The 17,252-nt window shown below is 57.3% G+C and carries 17 protein-coding genes and 1 pseudogene; 16 read left to right on the top strand and 2 right to left on the bottom strand.

Annotated elements, in window-relative coordinates; all coding sequences use genetic code 11:
- Positions 1-65: 65 nt before the first annotated feature.
- Positions 66-1,760 carry a D-lactate dehydrogenase gene (gene dld / locus HA48_RS13710; RefSeq protein ID WP_128601811.1) on the bottom strand — a complete coding sequence of 565 codons (1,695 nt, stop codon included), beginning with the start codon at positions 1,758-1,760 and terminating at the stop codon, positions 66-68.
- A gap of 432 nt (positions 1,761-2,192) precedes the next feature.
- Between dld and HA48_RS13705 the strand changes: the two genes are divergently transcribed.
- From HA48_RS13705 to HA48_RS13635, 15 genes and pseudogenes are all read left to right on the top strand, one after another.
- A complete protein-coding gene (locus HA48_RS13705) occupies positions 2,193-3,173 on the top strand; it encodes a 6-phosphofructokinase (protein WP_128601810.1) in 981 nt (326 codons plus the stop codon).
- A gap of 10 nt (positions 3,174-3,183) precedes the next feature.
- Positions 3,184-3,498 (top strand): PTS sugar transporter subunit IIB, encoded by a 315-nt coding sequence (locus HA48_RS13700; protein WP_128601809.1) that lies wholly within the window; start codon positions 3,184-3,186, stop codon positions 3,496-3,498.
- Entirely contained in the window at positions 3,491-4,858 is a 1,368-nt protein-coding gene (locus HA48_RS13695; protein ID WP_128601808.1) for a PTS sugar transporter subunit IIC, read from the top strand. The genes HA48_RS13700 and HA48_RS13695 overlap by 8 nt, the downstream gene beginning before the upstream one ends.
- The gene (locus HA48_RS13690) at positions 4,845-5,687 is read left to right on the top strand and encodes a class II fructose-bisphosphate aldolase (RefSeq protein WP_128601807.1); all 843 of its coding nucleotides are present in this window, start codon (positions 4,845-4,847) and stop codon (positions 5,685-5,687) included. The genes HA48_RS13695 and HA48_RS13690 overlap by 14 nt, the downstream gene beginning before the upstream one ends.
- 62 nt (positions 5,688-5,749) lie before the next feature.
- Positions 5,750-6,019: a hypothetical protein gene (locus tag HA48_RS13685; protein ID WP_128601806.1), complete on the top strand. Its 270-nt coding sequence runs from the start codon at positions 5,750-5,752 to the stop codon at positions 6,017-6,019.
- A 9-nt stretch (positions 6,020-6,028) separates the two neighbouring features.
- A pseudogene (locus HA48_RS13680) lies at positions 6,029-6,465 on the top strand (PTS sugar transporter subunit IIA).
- Positions 6,462-7,037 carry a P-loop nucleotide/nucleoside kinase family protein gene (locus HA48_RS13675; RefSeq protein WP_128601805.1) on the top strand — a complete coding sequence of 192 codons (576 nt, stop codon included), beginning with the start codon at positions 6,462-6,464 and terminating at the stop codon, positions 7,035-7,037. The pseudogene HA48_RS13680 and the gene HA48_RS13675 overlap by 4 nt, the downstream one beginning before the upstream one ends.
- Before the next feature lie 270 nt (positions 7,038-7,307).
- Complete coding sequence (locus tag HA48_RS13670) at positions 7,308-7,673, top strand: hypothetical protein (protein WP_128601804.1); 366 nt, start codon at positions 7,308-7,310, stop codon at positions 7,671-7,673.
- Positions 7,674-7,721: 48 nt separating this feature from the next.
- Entirely contained in the window at positions 7,722-9,725 is a 2,004-nt protein-coding gene (locus HA48_RS13665) for a protein-disulfide reductase DsbD family protein (RefSeq protein WP_128601803.1), read from the top strand.
- Complete coding sequence (locus HA48_RS13660; RefSeq protein WP_128601824.1) at positions 9,725-10,447, top strand: DsbA family protein; 723 nt, start codon at positions 9,725-9,727, stop codon at positions 10,445-10,447. The genes HA48_RS13665 and HA48_RS13660 overlap by 1 nt, the downstream gene beginning before the upstream one ends.
- Positions 10,447-10,950 carry a protein disulfide oxidoreductase gene (locus HA48_RS13655; RefSeq protein ID WP_128601802.1) on the top strand — a complete coding sequence of 168 codons (504 nt, stop codon included), beginning with the start codon at positions 10,447-10,449 and terminating at the stop codon, positions 10,948-10,950. Before HA48_RS13660 ends, HA48_RS13655 begins: the two co-directional genes overlap by 1 nt.
- 123 nt (positions 10,951-11,073) lie before the next feature.
- Positions 11,074-11,715, top strand: coding sequence for an RpiB/LacA/LacB family sugar-phosphate isomerase (locus HA48_RS13650; protein ID WP_128601801.1), 642 nt, complete (start codon positions 11,074-11,076; stop codon positions 11,713-11,715).
- Between the two features lie 256 nt (positions 11,716-11,971).
- Complete coding sequence (locus HA48_RS13645) at positions 11,972-12,673, top strand: MBL fold metallo-hydrolase (RefSeq protein WP_244182853.1); 702 nt, start codon at positions 11,972-11,974, stop codon at positions 12,671-12,673.
- Between the two features lie 248 nt (positions 12,674-12,921).
- A complete protein-coding gene (locus tag HA48_RS13640) occupies positions 12,922-13,344 on the top strand; it encodes a DUF2231 domain-containing protein (RefSeq protein ID WP_128601800.1) in 423 nt (140 codons plus the stop codon).
- Positions 13,341-14,636 carry a PQQ-dependent sugar dehydrogenase gene (locus HA48_RS13635; RefSeq protein WP_128601799.1) on the top strand — a complete coding sequence of 432 codons (1,296 nt, stop codon included), beginning with the start codon at positions 13,341-13,343 and terminating at the stop codon, positions 14,634-14,636. Before HA48_RS13640 ends, HA48_RS13635 begins: the two co-directional genes overlap by 4 nt.
- 497 nt (positions 14,637-15,133) lie before the next feature.
- On the opposite strand, the gene HA48_RS13625 is transcribed toward HA48_RS13635, so the two are convergent.
- The gene (locus HA48_RS13625; RefSeq protein ID WP_425270668.1) at positions 15,134-16,066 is read right to left on the bottom strand and encodes a substrate binding domain-containing protein; all 933 of its coding nucleotides are present in this window, start codon (positions 16,064-16,066) and stop codon (positions 15,134-15,136) included.
- Between the two features lie 69 nt (positions 16,067-16,135).
- Between HA48_RS13625 and HA48_RS13620 the strand changes: the two genes are divergently transcribed.
- Positions 16,136-17,230 carry an oxidoreductase gene (locus tag HA48_RS13620; RefSeq protein ID WP_128601798.1) on the top strand — a complete coding sequence of 365 codons (1,095 nt, stop codon included), beginning with the start codon at positions 16,136-16,138 and terminating at the stop codon, positions 17,228-17,230.
- The last annotated feature ends 22 nt before the right edge of the window (positions 17,231-17,252 follow it).

Here is a 17,252-nt window from a genome sequence, read left to right as displayed (position 1 = left end):
GGCGGCCTGCAAAGCCGGCGGAGCCTGAGCATCGGCGTGACGGTTGCCGAATCCCCGCCGTTTTCTTAACGCCAGAACTTTCTCTTTGACGTCTTGCCGATACCCGGATTGCAGCGGTTGCCGGGATCGAGCTGTTGCCAGTGCGCCACGTGATCGCACGAAGCCTGATACAGATGCCCGACATTGTGCTCCGCCGGATATTTAGCTCCGCGCTGCGCCAGATAGCGCTTAACCTCCTCTTTAAACGCTTTCGCATCCACGCCGGGCTTCAGCACATAATCCTGATGGTTAACGTAACAGAAGAAGTGCCCGCAGCAGGAGTCCACCTGAACCTGAGCCGCCAGGTGCGGCGGGAGAGTTAGCCGCCAGGCGTCATCATTGCGGCGCAGCGCCACATCAAATGCCACCAGTCGCTCGTTAGGGTTGTAGCCCAGCGCATCGCAGTAGGAGATGGTGCAGCCACCGACGCCAAACCGCACCAGAAAGGCGTCGGCCGCTTCTCGTGCATCACAATGGAAGAAACTCCCGCGGCGATCGGCAAAGAACTGCTGCAGCAGCGTCTCCAGCTCCATCTTCTGCCGGGCATCCACTTTAATCATCAGATGATGCTCATACTGGCTGCGGTAATCCATGATGCGCGGCGCGACAAAGCGCGGCGTAATCTGGTTAAAGAATTGCAGTACCCGGTCAACAAAATTGCGCGGCAGGAGCTTGATATGGCTGACGCGCACATCCCATTTCGCCTTACTGGCCATCAGCTGCGGTAGCGCCTGTGGGCCCAGCTTGCGGATCGCCAGGTACATATGTTTGGCGTAGCGCACGGTTAAATCAAAGGCGTTACGGTGAATATATTCCGCCTGCAGCGGCAGTTCCTGCATGCGCGTGAGCAGGAAGCGGCGCAGGTCGACCAGCACGGACTCCTCATTCGTGCCGATATAGAACGTATCGCTGGCGGGGCTGGCCTCAAAGGTCGGCAGACGCACCGCAAACACAATCACTTTACCGGCGCTGCCTGCACTCTCGTGCAGATAGCGCAGATCGCCGTTAAAGCGCGCAGGGGAGTCGGCGCTGATATCACGCAGGCGATCGGCATAATCATCGGCCCAGATTTTGCCCTCCCACGCCGGATGATCGCCGGTCTGGTAGCGCTGGTGCGTCAGGTTTTCCAGCATCGCCTCGGGCGTCGCGCCCAGGTCGATACCCAGATGGTTAACCAGCGTCAGCTCGCCCGCCTCATTAATGCGCGCGAACAGCGACTTTTCGGTAAAGGCCGGGCCGCGCCGAATCAGCGAACCACCGGAGTTATTACAGATCCCGCCCACCACCGACGCGCCAATACAGGAGGAGCCAATAACCGAGTGCGGTTCACGCCCCAGCGGCTGGAGCGTCTGCTCCAGCTCCGTCAGTGTCGTACCCGGAAACGCAATGATCTGGCGCGCCTGGTCGATCACCTGCACGCCTTTCAGCTGCCGGGTGCTGATAATGACCACCTCGCGATCGTAATCGTTGCCATCCGGCGTTGAGCCGCCGGTGACGCCGGTATTCGATGCCTGCATCAGCATAATGGCATCGTGCGCGACGCAAACCTGCAACGTTTGCCACAGCTGTTGCAGGGTCTGCGGCAGGACCACGGCAAGCGCTTCGCCACGCCCTACGCGAAACCCTTTTATATACCAGGCTTTATCATCTGCATGGGTTAATACCTGTTTCTCTCCGACAGCGCCAGCCAGCTGACGCAACATCTCCTGCGCGGTGGTCATATTTCCTCTTCCTGATTATCTGTTCGCCTGGCCATTGGAGCGCTCAACGCTAACCGAGTCAATCATTGCCTGGCGCAACCGGGAAATAACGCACGCAGGCATTACGCCTTTATCAGGGCACAAAACGTAATTGGCCAATAAAAATGCGTGGGTAATCACATTTCATAATGAAAAAAAAGAGTGATAGCGGCAAACGGAGAAGTAAAGTGCTCCGCCGGCACAATAAGATATAACGCCATGATTACCATCATCTTTTAATTTTTTACTGAAAATAAATCGTGTGATTGTAATCACAAAAATGCGACTGTTAATCGCTGTGTCAATCGATATGACGCCTGAATATGTGGCTGAAGTGTGATCTCACCTGCAAATAACCGTCTCATTCACCGTAAAAATAGCTTCCAGACGTGCAGTGGCCAATAGGGGGCATTAATGAGAATCGGTATGGTGATCAGCGGCGGCGATGTCACAGGGATTAATAATTTTATTTATCAAATCGCGCGATTAACGCAGGCAGAGATGGTGCTATTTAATGGCGGCATTCCAGGGTTGCTGGAAAATCGTCATCAGGAAATGGCCCGGCGCGATCTGGTTGATTATGCCATTGCCGCTATTCCGGTGATGCAATCCGGCCGAACGACGCGGAAATTAATGCGCCCGGAGTATGAAACCATTGCCCGGCAATTAAAAGGGCTGCGTATTGATGTGCTGATTATGGCCGGTGGTGATGGCTCGCTGCAATTCCTGCACACCTTAAGTGAATTTGGCGTTAACTGTTTTGGCGTCGGTATGACTATTGATAACGATGTCTCCGGCAGCGATTACACCATTGGTTTTTCCAGCGCCTGTGAGCAGGTTTTAAAAGAGGTGGTCAAGCTGCGTAATACCGGACGTGCCTTAACCGGCCGGGTGTTTATGGTGGAGCTGCTCGGCGGTTACTGCGGTGAGTTAACGCTGCAATCGGCGATCAAATCTAACGCGGATTTCGCCCTGATCCCGGAGTGCCAGATCGCCCCTTCTGAGTTGGCGACGCGCATTACCCGGCGGCTGGCGGCGCAAAACAGCGTGATCATTCTCTGTTCTGAAGGCTATACGCGTGAATACTCACCAGGTTTTCAGGGCGCTATTGATACCTTAATTAAACAGCTCGAACCGCTGATAGGCGTGCGCATTCGCAAGACTATCATCGGTTATGGCCTGCGTAATGGCGATCCCACCTGTGAGGAGATCTATCAGGGCACCATTATGGCCAGTGAGGTCGCGCGCTGTATTCAATCGGGTATGCGGAATAAGGCCGTGGTTATCAACGGCAGTAATAAACCGATTCCGATTGATCTGCTTAGTATAAAAAAACGCCTGGTCGATACCGAAGGGCACCATTATAAACTCGCTAAACAACTGCATATTCTGTGAGGAAATAGCCATGCTGAAAATATTATGTGTGTGTGGATGTGGTCTGGGTTCCAGTTTTGCCATCGAAATGAGTGCCAAATCGGTATTAAAGAAACTCGATATTGATGCAGATATTGACCATACCACCATTTCAGAAGCCAACGCGTTTAAATCGGACATGATTTTAACCCAGAAAGCTTTTGCTGACGTCTTAAACGCGGATGCCAGCCCGGAACAGATGAGGCGCGTCATTATTCTCAACAAGCTTACGGATAAAAGCGAAATTGAAGAGAAGATCCTCGCCTTTATGAAAGAAAACAATCTGAAGGTTGCCAGCCATGAATAGTGTTATCGATTTTTTGATTAAAGACCTGTTAGGGCAGGCATCCATTCTGATTGCGTTTATTGCCCTGATTGGTCTGCTGCTGCAAAAGAAATCGGCCGGGAAAGTGGTGGAAGGGACGTTTAAAACGCTGCTGGGCTTTTTAATTATGATGGCTGGCATCAACATTATTGTTGGCTCGCTGACCTTCCTGAACACCATTTTTACCCACGGTTTTGGTATGCAGGGCTATATTACGGACGTGGCCGCGATTGCCGGATTAGCCAACCGTGAGCTCGGCTCTGAAGTGGCGCTGACGCTGCTGGTGATCTTTATCGTCAATATCATCATCGCGCGGCTGACCCCGTTCAAATATATCTTTCTGACCGGACAGGCGCTGCTGTGGATGGCCACCATTGGTGCCGTCATTGGTTATAAAGCGGGGCTGACCGGTTTACCGCTGATCCTCACCGGCGGCATTTTTGGCGGCGTAATGGCCGTGATTATGCCGGCGCTGGCTCAGCCGGTGGTGCGCCGCATTACCGATTCCGACGACGTTGCGCTCGGTCACTTCTGCACCATTGGCTACCTGTTGACGGCAGCGGTGGCGAAGGTGGTTGGCAGGGGGTCGCGATCAACGGAAGATCTCAAGCTACCGGATAACTTCAAATTCCTGCAGGACACCTATCTCTCGATGGCGGTAGTCATGGTACCGATGTACCTAATCCCGGCGCTGGCAGCGGGCCCGGCCTTTATCGCCCAGTACAGCAGCGGCATGAACTACCTGATGTACGCCTTCATGCAGTCGATTCAATTTGTTGCCGGAGTGTTTGTGCTCTACAGCGGCGTGCGCTTACTGCTTAACGAGCTGGTCCCGGCATTTCGCGGGATTGCGATGCGTCTGGTACCGGATGCCAAACCGGCACTCGATTGCCCGGTCATGTTCCCCTATGCCCCGAATGCGGTGATCGTCGGCTTTCTGGCTACCACGCTGGGTTCGGTGGTCGGCATGCTGATATTCCCGATGCTGGGACTGGCGATGATTCTGCCCGGTTTGCTCACCAACTTTTTTGCCGGGGGAACGGCCGGCGTGTTTGGAAATGCCCTGGGCGGACGCCGCGGGGCGATGATTGGCGGCTTTGTTCACGGCCTGTTCATTACGCTGCTGCCCGCCATTCTGGTGCCCATGCTGGAGAGTTACGGCTTCACCGGTGTGACGTTCAGTGACTCTGATGTGATCAGTACCGGCCTGGTACTGGGCCATGCATTCCAGCATAACTGGCTCTTCGTTGCGCTGTTTATCGCCTTTATCACCCTGATCGCCTGGTTTGTTAACGGAAAACCCACCAAATCTCACGAGGAGAAGCTCCATGAAACTTTATAACTTTACCGATCTGCTGCAGGTGGCAAAACAGCGTGAGTTTAAAGCGCTGGGCTCATTTAATTTGCACTGCCTGGAGATGTTACCGGCCTTTTTTTCGGCGGCAGAAAAGACCCACAGTCCGTTAATGATTCAGATATCCACCGGCACGGCAAAATACCTGGGCCATAAATTAATTGTGGATGCCATGCGTTCGCTATCGGAAAGCCGCAATGTGCCAGCCTGTCTGCATCTTGATCACTGCTCGGATCTGAATGCGATTCAGACGGCCATTGACGCTGGCTTTAGTTCGGTAATGTATGACGGCTCCCACTTGCCTATTGAGGAGAACATTGCGAACACGCGCCGGGTTATCGATATGGCCCGACCGGTACAGGTCTCCGTTGAGGCTGAGCTGGGTGCCATTGGCGGTTCGGAAGATGGCAAATGCGTGGAGCTGGCCGATTCATCATTTACCACCGTGGATGATGCTAAACGGTTTGTGGCAGAAACCGGGGTCGACATGCTGGCCATCTCAATTGGTACCGTACACGGCTTATATACCGGTAAAGCCCATATTCAGCATCAGCGCCTGGCCGATATCACCGCAGCAACCAATACGCCGCTGGTGCTGCATGGCGGTACCGGCGTCAGTGATGAGGATATGCGTCTTGCGGTGCGCAGCGGCATTGAGAAGGTGAATGTCGGCACGGAGATGAATGTGCAATGGGTTGCGAACTGCAAGCAGACATTTGAAAAGGGAAAAGTGAACGACAGCGTACGCAATTTCCTGGTGCCGGCTAACGATGCTGTGACCAGTGTGCTGGTCGAAAAAATCCAGCTATTCCGTTAATTACACTGCTTCTGCAAACCCATAACCTGAGCGGTATAACCCGACTCGGGACAGGAGACCCTATGTTCGGATTCTTCAAAAAGGGCCAGGATAATACTGGCCAGCAACAGCAGGAAATAGATCAACAGGCTGAAGTTATCAGTGGGGAAATAAGCGTGCTGGAGCAGCAGCTGGCAATAAATCCTCAGGCGGGAGAGACACAAAAACAATTAATGCTGGCGTATAACCGGGCAGTAACGCTTTATGCTAAAAGCCGCCGTTACCGTCAGGATATTGATCCGCTATTTGTTAAAATTGATGCGTTGCGTAATACCATTCGCCAGTCAATTTAAGGAGGCAGGATGAGCATTAAACGTCTGCTGCAGGAGCTAACGCCATTCAGGTAAGAGTGAGCGTTCGCGACTGGCGCGAGGTGATTGCCCTGGCCGCGCAGCCTCTGGTTCAGGGCGGTTACGTCCGTGAGAGCTATCCACAGGCGGTGATCGCCAATACCTTAACGCACGGCGCATGGTACGTATTTGAGGAGGGAATTGCGATTCCGCATGCGCGCCCGGAGGCTGGCGTACTGAAAGATTGCTTTAGCCTGATAGTGCTGGATGAGCCGGTCTCTTTCAACGGCAGTGAGAGAGCCGACATCGTGATTATGTTCGGCGCGCGCGACAGAAACGCCCACATTGAAGAGGGTATTCGCGCCATTGTCACGCTGCTGGAGGATGAAGAGACGCTGGTGCAGCTGCGCCGCGCCAGCAGTGCGGCGGAGGTGATTTCAATCTTATGATCAGTGAGAACAACGAAAAGTGCGTGGTGCTGATCAACGGCATCCCCGCCTCGGGGAAAAGTACGCTGACGCACGCGGTGTCGCAGCGCCTTGGGCTGCCGGTGCTGACGCTGGATAGCCTCAAGGAGCCGTTTATGACCAGCTTCGCGCCGGTGGATCGGCAGCGTAATCGCCAACTGGGATGCGCAGCGTATCAGGCAATCTGGCAGATTGTGTCGCAGGCGCCACCCGGCTGCGTCTATCTGATCGATGCCTGGTTTGGCTTTCAGCCAAAAGCGGTGCTGCAACAGGGGTTGCAGCGGGCGGGCGTGACGCGGGCGCTGGAGCTGTGGCTGGCTATTACGCCGGATGAGGCTGTTGCCCGCTATCAGGCTCGTCTGTCGCAGCGTTTGCCGGGCCATCCGGGGGCAGAGTATTTGCCTGAGCTGCATGCGCTGGCGGAGCATGCCCGGCCTATGGGGATTGGCCCGGTTTTACAGCTTGATGCACGTGCGCCGGATGAAGCCGCGGCCTGTGCCTGGCTACAGCGCCAGCGCATACTACCGTTGCGGCAGTCAGCGCTTATGGTGTGAGTGTGGATACCAGACAGCGCCGCAGGATTAAGCGCGTCCGGGTGGTATGAACACAGCTTACCGCGTGGCGAGGCCTGCAGGAATGCGGCCTTTGCCGTGCGGGCTTGCTCGTTTATCTGAACCTCTAATAATTAACTTATTGATTTTAAATTTTTTTATAATAGCTTCGTTACATCTTTAGCAGTGATGAAGACAAAAGTTTACACAGCAGCGCTTGGTGTTTCTGCTGCAATTACATATTATGCCAGCACTTTTCTCTGAGGCTGCGGCATGACAATATCGCCCCAACGCGCAAAATCGATTCTGGCACTGGTTTGTCTGGTGCTGGCGTTTTGTCTTGTGCAGCGCAGCTTCAATCTGCCCGTCCAGCCTGGTCAGCCTGTTGCCTCAGTCAGCGTAGCGGCGCATGCGGCGAGCGCGGATGAGGCCGCCAGCAGCGACAAACCCTGTGCGCTGGGGGCAAAATCCCTGAGCGGCAGCGCACCGCTGCTGGACACCGCATTACCTTTCCTGGTGCTGTTGCTGGCGCTGATCGCCACGCTCTTCCAGGTCACCTCTGCGACCGGCTATCGCCGCGCACCGCTGTTTCCGCCCCTGCGACGACGGCATCTGACGCTCTGCGTTTTTCGGGAATAACATCACGCGTTTTACCGCGTAACCCCTGTTATTCACCGGAGAAAACACATGATTTTTATCATCAGGAGCCTGATGCTCCTGCTGGCGAGCTGCGCGTTTGTCGTGCACGCCGCCGACAGCGGCTGGCTGCGCTATGCGCAAAACAGCCACGCCGAAGTACGTCTGCGTACCGCCGCACACGGTAACGACCACCAGCTACTGCTCGATATCCGCCTGCAGCCGGGCTGGAAAACCTACTGGCGCACGCCAGGTGAAGGCGGCGTCGCGCCTGAGATACGCTGGAATACGCCTGGCGTGCAGGCGCAATGGCTCTGGCCCGCACCGGCGCGGTTCGATGTCAGCGGCCTGACTACGCAAGGCTATAAAGGCGACGTCACGCTGCCCATCACACTCAGTAACCTGCCCGGCAACGCGCTGGCGGGTACGCTGACGCTCTCAACCTGCAGTGATGTCTGCATCCTGACTGACTTCCCATTTAGCCTCGATCTCCGCCAGCCGGCAGAGACAGATTTCGCGCGCGATTTCGCTCAGGCCATGGGGCAGATTCCCCCGCAGAGCGGGCTCACGGATCAGCTGGAAGCGAGCTTCGTCAATGATCACCTCGAGATCCGGGCGCAGCGCCAGCAGGGCTGGCGCAATCCGGCGCTGTTCTTCGATTATCCGCCGGGCAGCATGCTCTCGGCACCGCAGATTAGCGTCCAGGGCGACACGGTAACCGCGCGCGTGCCGGTCACCGATGAGTGGGGGGAAACCGCGCCGGATCTGCGCGGCAAAACGCTCTCGCTGGTGATCGCAGATGGCGATATCGCCCAGCAGAGCAGCGTGGTGATTGGCGCGCAGCCGCTTTTTGACAGTGAAGGCCAGCGCGCAACCCTATGGTCTGTACTGCTGCTGGCGCTGCTCGGCGGCTTAATTCTTAACCTGATGCCCTGCGTCCTGCCGGTACTGGCGATTAAGCTCAGCACCCTGGTGCGGCAGCAGGGGCAAACCCGGCGGCAGACGCGCCAGCAGTTCCTGGCATCCAGCGCCGGTATTCTCTTCTCCTTTATGTTACTGGCCCTGCTGATGACCGGGCTGCGCCTCAGCGGCCAGGCACTTGGCTGGGGCATTCAGTTCCAGAGCGGGGGATTCCTGCTGCTGATGGTCGGGGTAATGTTCCTGTTCAGCGCCAGCCTGTTCGATCTGCTGCACTTCCGGTTACCGTCCGGGCTCAGCACCCGTCTGGCCACGCAGGGCGGTGACGGCCTCGCCGGCCACTTCGGGCAGGGCGCATTTGCCACGCTGCTGGCGACACCCTGCAGCGCGCCGTTCCTCGGCACAGCGGTGGCGTATGCGCTGACCGCGCCGCTGCCGCAGCTGTGGCTGCTGTTCGTGGCGTTGGGGATCGGCATGAGTCTGCCATGGCTGCTGGTGGCAGCGATACCGGGTATGGCGCGCTGCCTGCCGCGTCCGGGACGCTGGATGGTGCACCTGCGCACCGGACTTGGCCTGATGATGCTGCTGGCGACCCTGTGGCTGGTCACGCTGCTCATCCCGCACTGGGGCGCCGCCTTCGCTGGTGCGCTGGCCGCTATCCTGCTGCTGGTGCTGTTTGGCTGGCTGCTGCGCAAGCGTGCGCTGCAGCAGGCCGGTTTGCTGTTTATCACGCTGACGCTGGCGGGCGCGCTCTTTCTGATGACGCGCATCGTGCCGGAAGAGGAGCGCCTCGACTGGCAGCCGCTTACGGAAGCCGCCATTTATCAGGCGCTGCAACAGGATAAGCGCGTGTTCGTTGACGTCACCGCAGACTGGTGCATCACCTGCAAGGTCAACAAATCCCGCGTGTTAAATCAGCCGGACGTACGCGCGGCGCTCAAAGCCGACGACGTCGTGCTGCTGCGGGGGGACTGGACACAGCCCGATCCGGCTATCGGCGAGTTCCTGCGCCGGCGCGATCGCGTCGCTATTCCGTTCAACCAAATATATGGCCCGGCGCTGCCGGATGGCCAGATCCTCTCACCGCTGCTGAGTCGTGAAGCGGTGATCACTACACTCTCTGAGGCAAAAAAATGATGAAAAAATCCCTGTTACTGTCGTTGCTGTTTCTGATGTTGCCTGCCCTGGCCGCCGCGCCGTTTACCCCTGAGCAGGAAGCGCGCATTAAACAACTGATCCGTGAAACGCTGGTGGAGAACCCCGCGATCCTTGCCGAAGCGGCAGATGCCTTTGATAAAGAAGCGGCGCGCCAGCAGCAGAATGTTGTGGCGCAAATGGTGGCGAAAAATCGTGACGCACTGTTCAACGATGCCGGGTCACCGCGTATCGGCGCGAAAAAACCGGCCCTGACGCTGGTCTACTTCACCGACTATAACTGCGTCTTCTGTAAGAAATTTGAAGGCGATATCAATACGCTGCTGAAGGCCTATCCGCAGGTAGCCGTGGTGCTGAAACCGCTGCCGTATCGGGCAGAGAGTTCGCTGACCTCGGCGCGTCTTGCGCTCACCGTATGGGAACAGCAGCCGCAGAACTTCCTCAAACTGCACGAGCGCATGATGGCTAAGAAGGGCAACCATGATGAAGCCAGCATCCAGGCGGCGCTGGAGAAGACCGGCATTACGCTCAACGCACCGAGTAAAGCCAGCCTCGATACCATTAACCGTAATCTGACGCTGGCGCAGCAGCTGGGCGTGCAGGGCACACCTGCCACCCTGGTAGGCGACCAGCTGATCAGCGGTGCAGTGCCCTATGCGCAGCTGGAGGCCGCTGTAAAAACCGCGCTGCAGGCGAAGCCGTGATGTCGCGCCTGCGGCGCTGGATGCGCGAAGGCATCGTGCTGGCGCTGATTGCCGCCGCGGCCCTGTTGGCGATGGATTGGCTGCGCGCCCCGCAGCTGCCGGACGATCTGGCCCGGCAACCGCTTACCGCACTGCAGGGCGAGATAAACCTGGCGCAGCTGAGCCAGCAGCGGCCGGTGCTGATCTATGTCTGGGCCAGCTGGTGTGGCGTATGCAAACTCACCACGCCAACCGTCGCGGGACTCAGCCAGGACGGCACACAGGTGGTTAGCGTCGCGCTGCGCTCCGGAAGCGATGCGCGCGTAGCGACCTGGCTGGAGAAAAAAGGCGTGCAGGGCCCGGCGATCAACGATGAGAACGGGGCGCTGGGCCAGCGCTGGCAGATCGGCGCCACGCCGACCTTTATCGTGCTGTATCAGGGCAAGGTGATCAGCACGACCAGCGGCTGGACCAGCCGCTGGGGTCTGGCACTGCGCTTATGGTGGTCGGCACATACCGCCTGAGGAGAGCGGCACCGAGAGGTGCCGTGCTCTTTTTTGTGATGTATATCACGAACGTCAGGCTGCAAATTTCTGTTCGTTGTTTAAAATGAAACGGTGTTTCAATTTTAAATGTGAGGATGCGTCATGAAAATCGCTTTGATGATGGAAAATAGCCAGGCGGCAAAAAACGCAACGGTGTGGCAGGCGCTGCAGGAGGTTGCACAGCCGCTTGGGCACCAGGTGTTCAACGTCGGCATGAGCGATGAGCAGGATCATCATCTGACATACATTCACCTGGGTATTATGGCCAGCGTGCTGCTCAACAGTCGCGCAGTCGATTTTGTAGTAGCCGGCTGCGGCACCGGCCAGGGTGCGCTGATGTCACTTAATCTGCATCCCGGCGTGGTGTGCGGCTACTGTATCGATCCGGCTGACGCTTACCTGTTTGCGCAAATCAACAACGGCAACGCGCTGGCGCTGCCTTTTGCCAAAGGTTTTGGCTGGGGCGCAGAGCTCAACCTGCGCTTCATCTTTGAGAAAGCCTTTACCGGAGAGAAAGGGCTGGGCTATCCGCCAGAGCGCAAAGAGCCGCAGGTGCGTAACGCGGGTATTCTGAATCAGGTTAAAGCGGCGCTGCTGCGGGAAGATTATCTCGGCTCGCTGCGCGCTCTTGATCCCGAACTGGTGAAAACCGCCCTCAGTGGACCGCGTCTGCAGCAATGCCTGTATGAGCATGGCGAGAATCATCAAATTGTGCAGTTTGTACGTGAAACCACAGGAAAATAGTTGCGCCCGCCGTTACGTTAATTAACGCAATTAAAAGAGAAGCGCAGCCGGATAATATACGCTGCGCTTTTATTCTTATTATGCACCAAGAGATGCTATGCCTGTCCCCTGAAAAGTGTTCACCGGAAATCCCCGTCTAAATAATAAAGTTTGCACAATTCAGCACCCGCAACCATATATTAAATATCAATCAACAATAATGTCGCTTATTTTCAGGCGCGGAATGCTTTGCGCTATTTATTGACGGGAGAAGAGTATGCGAATTCACCATCTGAACTGCGGCTGCATGTGTCCGCTGGGGGGCGCCCTGTTTGACGGTTTTAGCCGCGGCCCGTTTGCTGAACTGGTGTGTCACTGCCTGCTGCTGGAGAGCGATCGCCACGGCCTGATTCTGGTGGATACCGGCCTGGGGATGCAGGATATGCGCCATCCGGGGCGGCGGCTCTCGGGCTTCTTCCGCGCCCTGAACAATATTCAATTCAACGAACAGATGTCGGCGCTGGCGCAAATTCAGCTGCTGGGTTTTCGCGCCGAAGATGTGCGCCACATTATCCTGACGCACCTCGATTTTGATCACGCCGGCGGCATCACTGATTTCCCCGGCGCGCAAATTCATCTTCTGCAACAGGAGCTGGATACCGTCTCGCAGGCGCGCGAGAGCCACTGGCTGGCACGCCAGCGCTTCCGGCCGCAGCAGTGGACTGCACACGATGGCTGGCGTGGCTATGCCAGCGCCGGTGAGCGCTGGATGGGGTTTGACGCGGTAAAAGCCATTGACGATCTGAGCGACGAAATTCTGTTGATCCCGCTGCCCGGTCATACGCTGGGCACGCCGGTGTCGCTATTCGTCACTCAGGCGGATGGCTGCTGCACGGCGGCGATGCCTGGTTCTATCGCGGCGAGATGCACCATGCAGAGCGTCACTGCACGCCGGGGCTGCGCGCCTATCAACGCCTGATGTGCAGCGATCGGGCCGCCTGGCGAACCAACCAGCAGCGGCTACGGCAACTCTCTCTGCAGCATCCTGACGACGTGCAACTATTTTGCAGCCACGACGCGCGTGAGCTGGAGCAGTTCCGCCGTCATGGTTAGCTTTTTGTGCGGGAAGCACGCATTACTCTTTATCTTTACTAATATTTCTCAGGCGTGCGAAGCGATGCAGTGCCGATTCGTTATCGCCTGATAAAACTGTAAAGGGAGAGTGCGATGTACCATACCTCAGGAAGGTCGGTATTCGGCGTTACGCTGTATACCCTGCTGGAGCCGCTGCCGCTTGGCTTTTTCTTTGCCGCCTGGCTGTTCGATATTATCTACCTGCAAACGACTGTTATTATGTGGACCAAATCCGCCAGCTGGCTTATCGCATTTGGTCTGCTGCTGGCTATCCTGCCAAGAATCGTTAGCCTGATTTATTTATTCCGCGGCGCACGTCCGGCCGAAAAAGCCCATTTCTGGATCTCGCTGCTGGCCATTGTTGTGGCCGTGGTGAATGCATTTATTCACAGCCGTGATGCCTGGGCGGTGGTGCCGATGGGCGTTACGCTCTCGACAATTGTGGTGGCGCTGCTACTGATCGCGAATGTCCAGCTGGCCTTACGGGAACGTCACGCACAAGGAGCCCGCCCATGAAATGTCATCTGATTAGCGCGCTGGGTCTGGCGGCATTACTGAGCGGCTGTGATAACGGTGCCACCCTGGATCCGCAGCGTCAAACCGGCCCCAATCCCGAGCTGCCGCAGGCGCAAAACTTCTTTATGCCACCGATGCAGGTGCCGGAAGGAACGCCGTGGAAAGAGGGCGAAAAACCGAAAGTGGCTGACGGGCTGAAGATTGAAAAGATCCCGGCGAAGCTGATGCATCCGCGACAGCTCTATGTGCTGCCGAACGGCGATGTGCTGGTGGCGGAAGCCAACGGCGTTAAAAACCCGGTGACGGCCCCGAAACAGCTCATCATGAGCCTGGTGCAGAAATCGTCCGGTAAAGGTGGCCCCGGCGGCAACCGCATTACGCTGCTTCGTAACGTTAACGGTAAGTGGGAGCAGCATCTCTTTATTGAAAATCTGAACGCGCCGTTTGGCATGCAGCTGATAGGCAATACGCTGTATGTGGCCAACGCCGACAGCCTGGTGAAATTCCCTTATCAGACCGGCGAAACGGCGATCCGCACGCCGCCGGAAGAGGTCACAGAGCTGCCAGGCAAGGATCTCAATCACCACTGGACCAAATCGCTGCTGGCCAGTCCGGACGGCAGCAAGCTGTATGTCGGCGTGGGCTCCAACAGTAACATCACCGAAAACGGCATGGGGGCGGAGCTGGGCCGTGCCGCCGTGTGGGAAGTGGATGCGGCCAGCGGCGCCAGCCGCATTTACGCCAGCGGGATCCGCAATCCGACCGGCCTGCAGTGGGAGCCGCAAACCGGCAAGCTGTGGGCAATTGCCAATGAGCGTGATGAGATCGGTTCCGATCTGGTTCCGGATTACCTGACATCCGTGCAGGATAAAGGCTTCTATGGCTGGCCCTACAGCTATTTTGGTCAGCATGTGGATGAACGCGCGCAGCCGCAGCGTCCTGACCTGGTAGCGAAAGCCATCAAGCCGGATTACGCATTGAGTTCGCACGTAGCCCCGCTCGGCCTGCTGTTCTATGGCGCAGATAATATGCCACAGTACCGTGGCGGCGCTTTCATCAGTGAACACGGCAGCTGGAACCGTACGCCGCTCAACGGCTATAAAGTGGTATGGGTAAAATTTGAGAACGGCAAACCTGTGGGGCAACCTCAGCCGGTGGTGACGGGCTTCCTGACGGAGGATGAGAAGCAGGTGCGCGGTTTACCGGTCGGCTTAGCGACCGATCGGCAGGGCGGCGTATTAATTGCCGATGATGCCGGCAACGCTATCTGGCGCATCAGCGCGGCGCAGTGATCAAATAGCAGGCAATAAAAAAGGATTTGGCGGGTAAGCCAAATCCTTTTTTTATGTTCGTTTTGCGGCGGGTAACCGCGCCACGAACGGGGTGCTCAGCACTCCTCACAAAACGCATAATAAAATGTGCAGCGAAATATTTCAAGTTTCGCCAAAATACTGTATGGTTATACAGGTGTTGGGCGCGGGTTTAGCCTCATTGTTTTCTGATGACTCTCAGGGGCGCGGATAGTCAAATCCCGGCAGGTTTCAGGTGGTGCTGGCCTGTGGCTTTTACAATGAGTGCCGCTCAGCGCTCCTCACAGATGTGCTTAGGCGGCCGGCGGGTAGAGTCAGGGTCCTGGTCGCTGAACAGCGCGCTCCTGCAGAGGAGAAGGAAAGTGATGGAACTTGTTCGGTTACTCCTGGATTTAATCCGGGTGATCCTGCAAATCATCGTTGCCCTTTTGCAACTGACCGGTCAGGCGCACTGATCGGAACTTGAGACAAGGCGGAGCTCACCCCTCCGCCTTTTTTCGTGTCGCCGGCTGCATCGCCTGTTTCAGCGCGTCCAGGAACACCGTGACGCGCTGGGGCAGATGGCGCGTGGTCGGGAACAGCGCCCAGACGCCAAGCATCTGTGGCTGCGCATCGCTCAGCTCAAGCGCGACCAGCTCCCCGGCCGCCAGCTCTTCACGGACATCCCACTCTGACAGCTGCGCAATGCCGCAGCCGGCCACGCACAGGGTACGCACGCCTTCAACATTGCTGCCGCTAAAGCGCCCCTCCACGCTCAGGGTGGAGATATGGTCATCCACCTGAAAACCCCACTGCACCACGCCGGACAGGCGCAGACAGTTATGCCGATGCAGATCGGCCAGCGTACGCGGTGTGCCAAAGCGCGCCAGATAAGCGGGTGAGGCGCAGAGTATGCGTGGGTTATCGGCCAGACGATGTGCAACCAGACGCGAATCGCGCAGCGGGGCAATACGGATAGCCACGTCATAACCCAGGCCAACCAGATCGGTAACGTTATCGCTGAGTTCAAACTCAATACGCAGTTCGGGATTGCTCTCCATCAGCGCGGGCAGCAGGGGAATGATGGTGCGACGGCCAAAGCCGGTGGGGGCGGTAATGCGCAACTGACCGGTGGCGCCCTGTTTGTCCGGTGAGAAGAGATTGCGCGCGCTCTGTTCCGTCTCCGCCAGCGCTTTGGCATAGGGCAGGAACTCCTCTCCCTCAACGGTGAGCGCGATAGCGCGCGTGGTGCGATGCAGCAGCCGTACGCGAGATCCTCTTCCAGCGCTGCCAGCCGCCGGGAGACAGTCATGGTGGTGGTATTGAGGCGGCGGGCGGCCTGAGTCAGGCTGCGCGTTTGCGCCACCATCAGAAAAACAGTGATATCTTTGGAGTTCATTGTAACGATATCCGTTATGCAGACGTATCATCATCGCCCATATTTGCCGTAATGACTACGCACTATAATGCGGTCTGATGATAATCCCTGCACAGAGCGTGGTATGACTGATAAACATCTTTTCCAGAGCGACAAGCTCAATCGCCTTAGCCTGAAAAATCGCCTGCTGGTCGCGCCGATGACGCGCATCTCCGCCAGCGTGGATGGCGTGCCCGGTGAGCGTATGCAGCAGTACTACCAGCGCTTTGCGCGCGGCGGTTTTGCGGCGGTGATCACCGAAGGTCTGTATATCGACGAGAGCTGGTCGCAAACCTATGCTTTCCAGGCCGGACTGGTTAACAGCAAACAGGCGACGGGCTGGCGTGCAATTACCGATAGCGTGCATCAGCACGGCGCCAAAATCATCGCACAGCTGATGCATGCCGGCGCGATCTCGCAGGGCAATATCTATCGCCCCGATACGCTTGCGCCTTCAGCAGTGCAGCCACGCGGCGAGCAGCTGAGCTTCTATCACGGACACGGTGCTTATTCGCTGCCGTGTGAGATGAGCGAAGCGCAGATTCAGCAGGTGATCGCCAGCTTTGCCGATACGGCGGCGCGCGCCATTGGTGTGGCCGGTTTTGACGGCATAGAGATTCATGGGGCAAACGGGTATCTGCTCGATCAGTTCTTTACGGATTACACCAACCAGCGCAGCGACCGCTGGGGTGGCGATATCAGCGCGCGCCTCTCGCTGACGCTGGCCGTGATCCGCGCAGTTCGGCAGCGTATCGGCAGCGACATCACGCTGGGCGTGCGCATCTCACAGGGCAAGGTCAACGACTTCCAGCACAAGTGGCGCGAGGGTGAAGCGGGTGCACGACAGGTGTTTGCGCTGCTGGCGGAGTCGGGCATTGATTATCTGCATCTGACCGAATATGACGCGCTGCAACCGGCGTTTGCGGACTCTTCTCACTCGCTGGTGCAGATTGCGCGTCTGGCGGCGCCAGCGTTACCCATCATTGCCAACGGCAATCTCTCCACGGCAGAAACCGCGGGCATGGCGCTGCATCAGGGCGCGGATTACGTGGCCATCGGCAAAAGCGCGCTGGCGAACCCGGACTGGCCGGCACGCATCCGTGAGCAGCGGCCGCTGCAGGCGTTCGATAAGCAGCTGCTGGCTCCGTCAGCCGATGTGAAGAACAGCGAGCTGGCGTAAACCGGGGCGCCCGTGTGGCGCC

The sequence above is a fragment of the Pantoea wallisii genome, assembly GCF_002095485.1.
In the GTDB taxonomy this organism is placed as follows: domain Bacteria; phylum Pseudomonadota; class Gammaproteobacteria; order Enterobacterales; family Enterobacteriaceae; genus Pantoea; species Pantoea wallisii.
This window is presented reverse-complemented; position numbering and strand designations above follow the sequence as displayed.

What these genes read in the sequence shown, in the direction of transcription:
- dld (WP_128601811.1), bottom strand. Translation starts at nt 1,760, where the DNA reads ATGACCACCGCGCAGGAGATGTTGCGTCAGCTGGCTGGCGCTGTCGGA.
- HA48_RS13705 (WP_128601810.1), top strand. Translation starts at nt 2,193, where the DNA reads ATGAGAATCGGTATGGTGATCAGCGGCGGCGATGTCACAGGGATTAAT.
- HA48_RS13700 (WP_128601809.1), top strand. Translation starts at nt 3,184, where the DNA reads ATGCTGAAAATATTATGTGTGTGTGGATGTGGTCTGGGTTCCAGTTTT.
- HA48_RS13695 (WP_128601808.1), top strand. Translation starts at nt 3,491, where the DNA reads ATGAATAGTGTTATCGATTTTTTGATTAAAGACCTGTTAGGGCAGGCA.
- HA48_RS13690 (WP_128601807.1), top strand. Translation starts at nt 4,845, where the DNA reads ATGAAACTTTATAACTTTACCGATCTGCTGCAGGTGGCAAAACAGCGT.
- HA48_RS13685 (WP_128601806.1), top strand. Translation starts at nt 5,750, where the DNA reads ATGTTCGGATTCTTCAAAAAGGGCCAGGATAATACTGGCCAGCAACAG.
- HA48_RS13675 (WP_128601805.1), top strand. Translation starts at nt 6,462, where the DNA reads ATGATCAGTGAGAACAACGAAAAGTGCGTGGTGCTGATCAACGGCATC.
- HA48_RS13670 (WP_128601804.1), top strand. Translation starts at nt 7,308, where the DNA reads ATGACAATATCGCCCCAACGCGCAAAATCGATTCTGGCACTGGTTTGT.
- HA48_RS13665 (WP_128601803.1), top strand. Translation starts at nt 7,722, where the DNA reads ATGATTTTTATCATCAGGAGCCTGATGCTCCTGCTGGCGAGCTGCGCG.
- HA48_RS13660 (WP_128601824.1), top strand. Translation starts at nt 9,725, where the DNA reads ATGAAAAAATCCCTGTTACTGTCGTTGCTGTTTCTGATGTTGCCTGCC.
- HA48_RS13655 (WP_128601802.1), top strand. Translation starts at nt 10,447, where the DNA reads ATGTCGCGCCTGCGGCGCTGGATGCGCGAAGGCATCGTGCTGGCGCTG.
- HA48_RS13650 (WP_128601801.1), top strand. Translation starts at nt 11,074, where the DNA reads ATGAAAATCGCTTTGATGATGGAAAATAGCCAGGCGGCAAAAAACGCA.
- HA48_RS13645 (WP_244182853.1), top strand. Translation starts at nt 11,972, where the DNA reads ATGCGAATTCACCATCTGAACTGCGGCTGCATGTGTCCGCTGGGGGGC.
- HA48_RS13640 (WP_128601800.1), top strand. Translation starts at nt 12,922, where the DNA reads ATGTACCATACCTCAGGAAGGTCGGTATTCGGCGTTACGCTGTATACC.
- HA48_RS13635 (WP_128601799.1), top strand. Translation starts at nt 13,341, where the DNA reads ATGAAATGTCATCTGATTAGCGCGCTGGGTCTGGCGGCATTACTGAGC.
- HA48_RS13625 (WP_425270668.1), bottom strand. Translation starts at nt 16,066, where the DNA reads ATGATGATACGTCTGCATAACGGATATCGTTACAATGAACTCCAAAGA.
- HA48_RS13620 (WP_128601798.1), top strand. Translation starts at nt 16,136, where the DNA reads ATGACTGATAAACATCTTTTCCAGAGCGACAAGCTCAATCGCCTTAGC.